Annotated in this window: 7 protein-coding genes; 1 reads left to right on the forward strand and 6 read right to left on the reverse strand. The window is 44.3% G+C overall.

Going from position 1 to position 7,161, the window contains the following annotated elements:
* Positions 1-12 precede the first annotated feature (12 nt).
* Genes JXL83_06765 through JXL83_06780 form a run of 4 tightly spaced genes read right to left on the reverse strand, consistent with a single transcriptional unit; the run spans position 13 to position 2,749 of the window.
* Positions 13-243 (reverse strand): DUF3343 domain-containing protein, encoded by a 231-nt coding sequence (locus JXL83_06765; protein ID MBN2363815.1) that lies wholly within the window; start codon positions 241-243, stop codon positions 13-15.
* Positions 236-1,405, reverse strand: coding sequence for an aminotransferase class V-fold PLP-dependent enzyme (locus JXL83_06770; GenBank protein MBN2363816.1), 1,170 nt, complete (start codon positions 1,403-1,405; stop codon positions 236-238). Before JXL83_06770 ends, JXL83_06765 begins: the two co-directional genes overlap by 8 nt.
* 1 nt (position 1,406) lies before the next feature.
* Positions 1,407-1,625 carry a sulfurtransferase TusA family protein gene (locus JXL83_06775; protein ID MBN2363817.1) on the reverse strand — a complete coding sequence of 73 codons (219 nt, stop codon included), beginning with the start codon at positions 1,623-1,625 and terminating at the stop codon, positions 1,407-1,409.
* A gap of 2 nt (positions 1,626-1,627) precedes the next feature.
* The gene (locus JXL83_06780; GenBank protein ID MBN2363818.1) at positions 1,628-2,749 is read right to left on the reverse strand and encodes a YedE-related selenium metabolism membrane protein; all 1,122 of its coding nucleotides are present in this window, start codon (positions 2,747-2,749) and stop codon (positions 1,628-1,630) included.
* Between the two features lie 380 nt (positions 2,750-3,129).
* Between JXL83_06780 and typA the strand changes: the two genes are divergently transcribed.
* Positions 3,130-4,962 (forward strand): translational GTPase TypA, encoded by a 1,833-nt coding sequence (gene typA, locus JXL83_06785; GenBank protein ID MBN2363819.1) that lies wholly within the window; start codon positions 3,130-3,132, stop codon positions 4,960-4,962.
* A 402-nt stretch (positions 4,963-5,364) separates the two neighbouring features.
* Here typA and JXL83_06790 read toward each other — a convergent pair whose 3' ends face one another.
* Positions 5,365-6,339, reverse strand: a complete 975-nt coding sequence (locus JXL83_06790; GenBank protein ID MBN2363820.1) for a 50S ribosome-binding GTPase — start codon at positions 6,337-6,339, stop codon at positions 5,365-5,367.
* A 31-nt stretch (positions 6,340-6,370) separates the two neighbouring features.
* A complete protein-coding gene (locus tag JXL83_06795; protein ID MBN2363821.1) occupies positions 6,371-7,096 on the reverse strand; it encodes a nucleotidyltransferase domain-containing protein in 726 nt (241 codons plus the stop codon).
* Between the last annotated feature and the right edge of the window lie 65 nt (positions 7,097-7,161).

Below are 7,161 nucleotides of genomic sequence, written 5' to 3' on the forward strand. Positions count from 1 at the left end.
ATTTTTTCCTCTTTACAACTTACGGATGTCTTTGATTTCTACAGCCGATCGGTTAACTTCCTCCTTCACTTTCTCGTAATCCTCCCACGAAAATCTCAGGCTCGTTCCACAGTCTGAATCCAAATGGCGCGGAGTAGGAACCAGTTTTGTCCGGACATTCTTTGTACGGAGTATACTCTCAAGTTTGAAAGCCGATGACACCGAATGAAATAACACGACGCCAAATAATTCGCTGTCAGGCACTTTTACACCTTCCGGCAATTTCAGTGATCGCTTTGACGGTGTAATCAATTTCGTCTTCTCCCGTAAAATACCCCGGCGCCAGGCGTATAGTTCCGTCCGGATACGTGCCTATGGTCCTGTGGCAGGAAGGACTGCAGTGCAATCCCACTCTCGATTGTATTCCGTATTTTTCGTCGAGTATGCCTCCCGCTTCGCTTACGCTTACACCGTCTATAGTCACCGAAAAAGTTCCGGACTGCTTTTGAGGCGAAAATGATTTGTAAACTTTCACCTCTTGTATTTCTTCGAGTTGTTGGGTAAACCTTAAAAATTTTTTTCTGGCGCCGTTTAGAATATTTTTCAAGCCGGTTTTTTTTACCCATCTAAGGCCGGCTAAAAGTCCGGCCGCTCCAACCGCGTTCATAGTCCCGCTTTCGAGTTTGTCGGGGAAAAAATTGGGCTGACATTCTTCAACAGAAAAACTTCCCGTTCCTCCTCTTTTCAGCGGCCTCATTTTTTTTTCGTCCACTTTGTTTCCTACGAGAAGAGCTCCGATACCCATGGGGCCGTAGAGCAGTTTATGCCCTGTCACAGCCAGAAGATCTATGTTCATTTTATGCATGTCAATTTCGAATTCACCCGCGCTCTGAGCGGCATCGACGAGGAAAAGCAATCCGTGTTCACGCGTTATTGCGCCTATCTCTTCGACCGGCGCAATCGATCCTATAACGTTTGAACAGTGATTTACGATGAACATTTTCGTGTTCTTGTTTATCGCTTTTTCGAAATCCCTGGGATCAATTTCACCTTGCTCCGAAGCCTGCAACGCAGTGTACTCGACGGATTTTATTTCTCTCAAATAATTAAGAGGCCTCATGACTGCGTTGTGTTCGAGAGAGGTCGTCACAACGTGGTCTCCCGGATCCAGCAGTCCGAAAAGTACGGTGTTTATTGATTCTGTAGCATTCAATGTAAAAACCACTCTCAACGGATCTTTCAAACCGAAGAAACCCGCCATCTCTTCGCGGCATTCGTAAGCCATGCGTCCTGCCTCAACCGACATCCGGTGCGAACCCCTCGACGGACTGGATCCGGGATATTCCATGAAAGCCCTCACGGCCTCGATAACTTCAGGCGGTTTCGGCCACGAAGTTGCTGAATTGTCCAGATAAATCAGGTTCATTTTATTTCGACAATTTTACCCTGAATTCGCCCCCGTTTGAAACTTCAATTTCTGTTTTAAATCCTTTTTTTTCAGCCGCCCTCCTGACGTTGTCCCTCGACGTAGTCGTGTCTACCAAGACGATTATCGACCCTTCTTCGAATTTCTTTATGGCGGAAAGAGTTTCGAGAACCGGCTGCGGGCATGATAAGCCCCGGGCGTCTACAATCATATCTTCCATTTTCATTCTCCTTTTTTTATTTTCAGGCTTTTCATAGTAAAACCTACAAACAGGCAGAACAACAACCCCATGATTACGGCGTATTTCCCGAAAAGCCCCGGACCTCCCACTAAGATCGTCCCTGCTTCGCTCAATTTATCGGGAGACGACGCGAGCAGGAAATTGTGAGAAAATCCCGCGCCGACTATCATGCCCGCGATAAAAACGCCGGCGTCCTGGTCTCCTTCTCCCGAAAGAAACAACTGCCTTCCCGGGCATCCGCCGGCCAGAGCGAAAGCAAGACCTGCAAGAGCCATGCCGAGAAAATTCCAGACATGAGATGAATGCGAAACCGGCTGAAGAACGAATCCGGCGTGGAACTGTTTTAATATTATGTTCGTGACCAAAGCGGTTAATACCAGAGCCGTTACGCCACTCATGAGGTGCCAGTCCTTTATGAGAACGACGTCTCTGACCGCACCCATCGTGCAGAATCTCGACCTCTGGGCTAAAAATCCTATTAAAAGACCTGCACCCAGGGATATCAGAACAGGTGCGAATATAGAACCGGGCCCGGTTTCGCTGAAGAATATCGGCGCTCCTTCGCCGAAAGAAACTCTGAAAATGAGAAAAAGAAAAAGAGCTATCATGAAAATAGGAAAAACGAGTCCGCCGGCGTATGAAGTTTTGACGCTTTTCCCAAGAGAATAACCTTTCTTTAAAAATATTGACCCTGCGACTACTCCTGAAAAAAGTCCCAGTATGCCTGATATTGCGTTGCCGTCGCCGGCTGACAGCCTTAAAAGAGCTCTCCAGGGACAACCCAGGAATACCAGAGCACCTATCATCGCGAACATTCCGAGGAAAAATCTTACGAGAGGAGAAGATCCTCCCCTCGGCTTGAATTCCCTGAAAATCAGCGCCGATGCCATCGCGCCAAGAACGAAGCCTATTATCTCGGGGCGGATGTACTGGACAGCTGCGTTCCTGTGAAGCCCGAGCGCTCCTGCTATGTCCCTTTCGAAACATGCGACGCAGACTCCCATGTTGGCGGGGTTGCCAAATTTCTGCAGGAGGACTGCGACTAATCCTATTACCGCCCCTGATATCACGATCCCAGGTTTTGACGAGAAAAATTTCGTTATTCTGGCCACGCTTCACTCCCTTCCATTCTTAACGGTTCTCGATTTATTAAATTTCATTTTTGGAGATAAATACAATCCTCTGACAAGAGGTGGAATACAAAAAAGCGGGATTATTGAAAAATCAGGATAAATTCTCGGGTGAGAAAACAGCGCAGAAAACATTTTCGGGGTTTTCTTTTCGGACCAAACTGGTCTTTGTTCTGTTTCCTCAAAAACGCGGATATAATATTGATTTTATAACCATAAAAAGATTATTAAACATTTCTGTGATTCAAGTCAAATGATAATTTTTGATTTACTTTTATATAACGAACGTATAAACTGTATTTCCCTGGTCTGACAGATTCTCTTAAAAATTTCAGTAAAGGACGCATAAAAGAATGCCGAATCAGAAGCGAAGAAAAGACATACGCAACATAGCGATAATAGCACACGTAGATCACGGAAAGACAACTCTTGTCGACGCTCTGCTCCGTCAGACCGGAGCTTACGAGTTCAAGGAAGGCGAACATATGATAATGGACGTCAATCCCCTCGAAAGAGAAAGGGGAATTACCATTGTCTCTAAAAATGCCTCTATACCATACAAAGGAATACAGATAAACATAGTCGACACTCCCGGTCACGCGGACTTCGGAAGCGAGGTCGAAAGAATACTGAAAATGGTCGACGGAGTCCTGCTTCTTGTGGACGCATTCGAGGGTCCAATGCCTCAAACGAAATTCGTTCTCAAAAAATCTCTCGAACTTCACCTCAAACCGATTCTCGTAATTAACAAGATAGACAGAAAAAATTGCAGACCTCTCGAGGTCGCCGACATGACATTCGATCTTTTCTGTGAGCTCAACGCCACCGACGAACAGCTCGATTTTCCCATAATATATACTTCTGCAAAAAACGGCATTGCCACTCTCGATCTCGACGAAGAAGGAAAAAACATGAAGCCTCTACTTGAAACGATTTTACGCAGAGTGCTTCCTCCGGTCGCCGATCCTGAAAAACCTTTTCAGATGCTCATCACGATGCTCGATTACGATCCCTACGTCGGAAGATATTCGATAGGAAGAATTTTCCACGGAAAAATCGAAACAGGCAATCCCGTCGTTCTCGTAAAAACAGACGGGTCGGTGAAACTGTCCAAGATTTCAAAAATACTAAAATACAAAGGCATGAAAAGAATTGAAGTGCAGTCGGCTCTTGCGGGAGACATTATTCTCGCGGCCGGAATTGACGAAGTCCATGTCGGCGAGACTTTATCTGCACCCGATTACCCTGTAGCCCTGCCGAAAATCAAAATCGACGAACCGACAATATCAATAGTCTTTTCCCACAACACGAGTCCTCTTTCGGGAAAAGACGGCGGGCGTTTTCTGACATCAAGACACATACGGGAAAGGCTCGAATACGAAGCTCTTACTAATGTGGGAATAAAGATAGAGAAATTCGACGGCTCGGAAAAAATAAAAGTTTCCGGCAGAGGCGAATTGCATTTGTCAATCCTCATCGAGACAATGCGAAGAGAAGGTTACGAATTCGAAGTGTCGGCTCCGGAAGTGATCATGATCAAAATGAACGGCGACGCTTTGGAACCTGTCGAAGAAGTTCTCGTGGAAATTGACCAGGGTTATCAGGGAAGCGTAATAGAAGCTCTCGGCCCGAGGAGAGCTGAGCTCAAAAGCATGCAGACCACCTCGATTGGGACATTGCGCCTCGAATTTCTTATACCGACGAGAGGGCTTATGGGATTCAGGAGCGAACTCCTGAGGATGACGCGCGGAACGGGCACGATGTATCAGAATTTTTACATGTATCAGAAGCACAAAGGTGAAATCCCTCGTCGCAGAGGTCCGACACAGATATCAATGAACGCGGGTAAAGCTTCCGGTTACGCCCTCTTCAGCCTGCAGGAAAGGGGCGAGATATTCATAAGACCCGGTGACGACGTCTACGAAGGCATGATAATAGGGACAAGTCACAAAGCGAGGGATCTTGTCGTCAACGCGACAAAGGAAAAAAAACTGACTAACATAAGGGCGGCCGGTTCCGACGAAGCGATAAGACTGACACCGCCGAGGGAAATAACGCTCGAATTCGCACTCGAATTCATTGAAAATGACGAGCTCCTCGAAATAACACCGAAAAACATACGTTTCAGAAAAAGATTTCTCACGGAAAACGAAAGAAAAAGAAACGATCCGGAGAGAAACACTTAAGTGTAATCATACTTTATTTTAATTTGAATTTCGTCGAATGAATTCATTTTGATTATCTATTATGTCGGTATAAAATTGTACTTATGAAAATAATTGAATTCTCCAATCTGAATCTCGTTTCATACATAAAAAAACGAAACGGATCGCTGAACATATCGATTCAAGCTATTATTCAGGGGTGATGAAACGCCTCGTACGGCCCGGTCGGGTCTCTTGTCGAAAATTATGAAGCAAGCGGAGTACTCGCTTTTGAATACGAAGGACTCAGAATCAATATTGAAAAAACCGTGATGGAAAAATATTCAGAAAACGGAACACTGAAGTTTTACACAGACAATTTCGGCTGGACCGAGATTTTTTTTTCAGAAATTTGAGATGAGAGGTTTTTACAGGAACACTTTTTCACAAGTGGAGCTCGACTACGTCTCCGTCCGACAGAGAATGGTCTCTCTGCACCATCTGTCCGTCATAAACGCCTTTTCCCCATACTTTTGCCATTTTCAGGTTCTTTCTGAAATCCTGATGAACGGTTACGGCGAAATCCTCTATCGTAGCGCCTTTTTTGAGGATGAAAGGTGTGGACATGTCGGCATGGAAACCAGGTTTTTTGGAATACACTCTTATGCAATCGAGTTCCCGGAAAAATCTTTCTTTAATACACTCAATATTCCATCCTGTTTTTGATGAAACAGGAACTGATGCGAAAGGGCAATCGTAAAGTTTTTTGAATATCTCGTAATCTTCCGCGAAATCGTCACCATCGTGTTTGTTGACAATAAGTATAAATTTGGATTTGTGTGATTTTTTCACGTAATCATCTCCCACAGGCTCAATTCTGTGTTCTTTGAGTATCTCGAGGGATTCGGCTGTCTGCGTGAAAGGATCGCCCTCCAGATCTACGACCAGGGCTATTAAGTCCGCTCTTTTCAAAAGGTCGAAAAGCTGAGGTTCGACGAAATCACGAGTGAGAGGAGGAGTATCAACCAACTGTATGAGTATGTCTTTATATTTCATCATACCGGGAAGAGGGCTCCATGTTGTGTGGGGAGAAGAATTTATTTCAGGTTTTGCGTGGGTGAGGACAGACAATAGTGATGATTTCCCGGTGTTCGGAGCGCCGGCTAATGCTATTTGTCCGGCTCCTTCTTTCTTTAAAGAAAAAAGCGACTCGTGCCTTGATACATTTTTTTTAGAATGACGGGCTTCTTTGAACTTCGAGAGTTTTTTTCTAAGATCGGCTCTGAGTTTGTCGGTACCTTTGTGTTTGGGGACAGTGCCAATGAGTTCCTGCAGCAGAGTTATCTTTTCCTGCAGGTCCAGAGCTTCTTTGTATCTTTTTTCAGCCTCAAAATACTCTGGAGGAAGATTTGTAGGCATGATTATTCTTTAACCGAAAAACTTTTCAAAATCAACCGTATTCGGTACAAAGCTCTTTGTTTAACTCATCTATCATGCTCAAGACCATTTCCAGTTTTGCCGGAAGGTCTTCGGGACATGTTATAAACAAAAGTTGTTCTACCTTATTTAAAACATCAGGCGGATAATCTCTCTCGGAATATCTTAGTCCGAAGTCGTATTTATTTTTTCTGTATTTCAGGTTCAAAAGTCCTGCCAGATTTCTGTGGACTAAAACGTCGTAATTTGTCTTGGCGTCAATAAAATGCTTTCTGTCGCAGTTTTTTTTCGACTCGATTTCCCACAGCCATTGAGGTCCACTTCGGATTTTTTTATAAAAAGCCGAGCAATTTTTTTTCAATTCGTCCTCATCTGTCGGAGTTACATCTATCATTGATTTTTTGTCGAACCAGACAACCGCTTTACCGTGTCTGTCGCTTTGTGTCAATTTATCCTTTGAAGATTCTTTCATAACAGCCAAGTCGACGTAATAATGTTTCGGAGAATCTTTAAGAAGATAAAAACACTGAGAATGACCGTGCCACGTAGGTTCAGGCATCCTGAATTTAGCCTCGATCCCGTGATTTTTTTTAAGATACTTTTCTATTGAGACAAAAATATCTTCGACGTGTTCATCTTCACAAACTACGGCAAGATCGAGGTCAGAAAAATCGTCTTGAAATCCGGTCGCTGCTGATCCTCCTTCCCACGCAGTCAGGATTTTTTCGTCTGGTTCCAATAATTCCTTTAGATCGGAATTAATTTTCTGTTTATATTCCCATGCGTTCATTTTAATCATTCACC

Source organism: candidate division WOR-3 bacterium, assembly GCA_016934535.1.
GTDB lineage: Bacteria > SDB-A > SDB-A > SDB-A > SDB-A > JAFGIG01.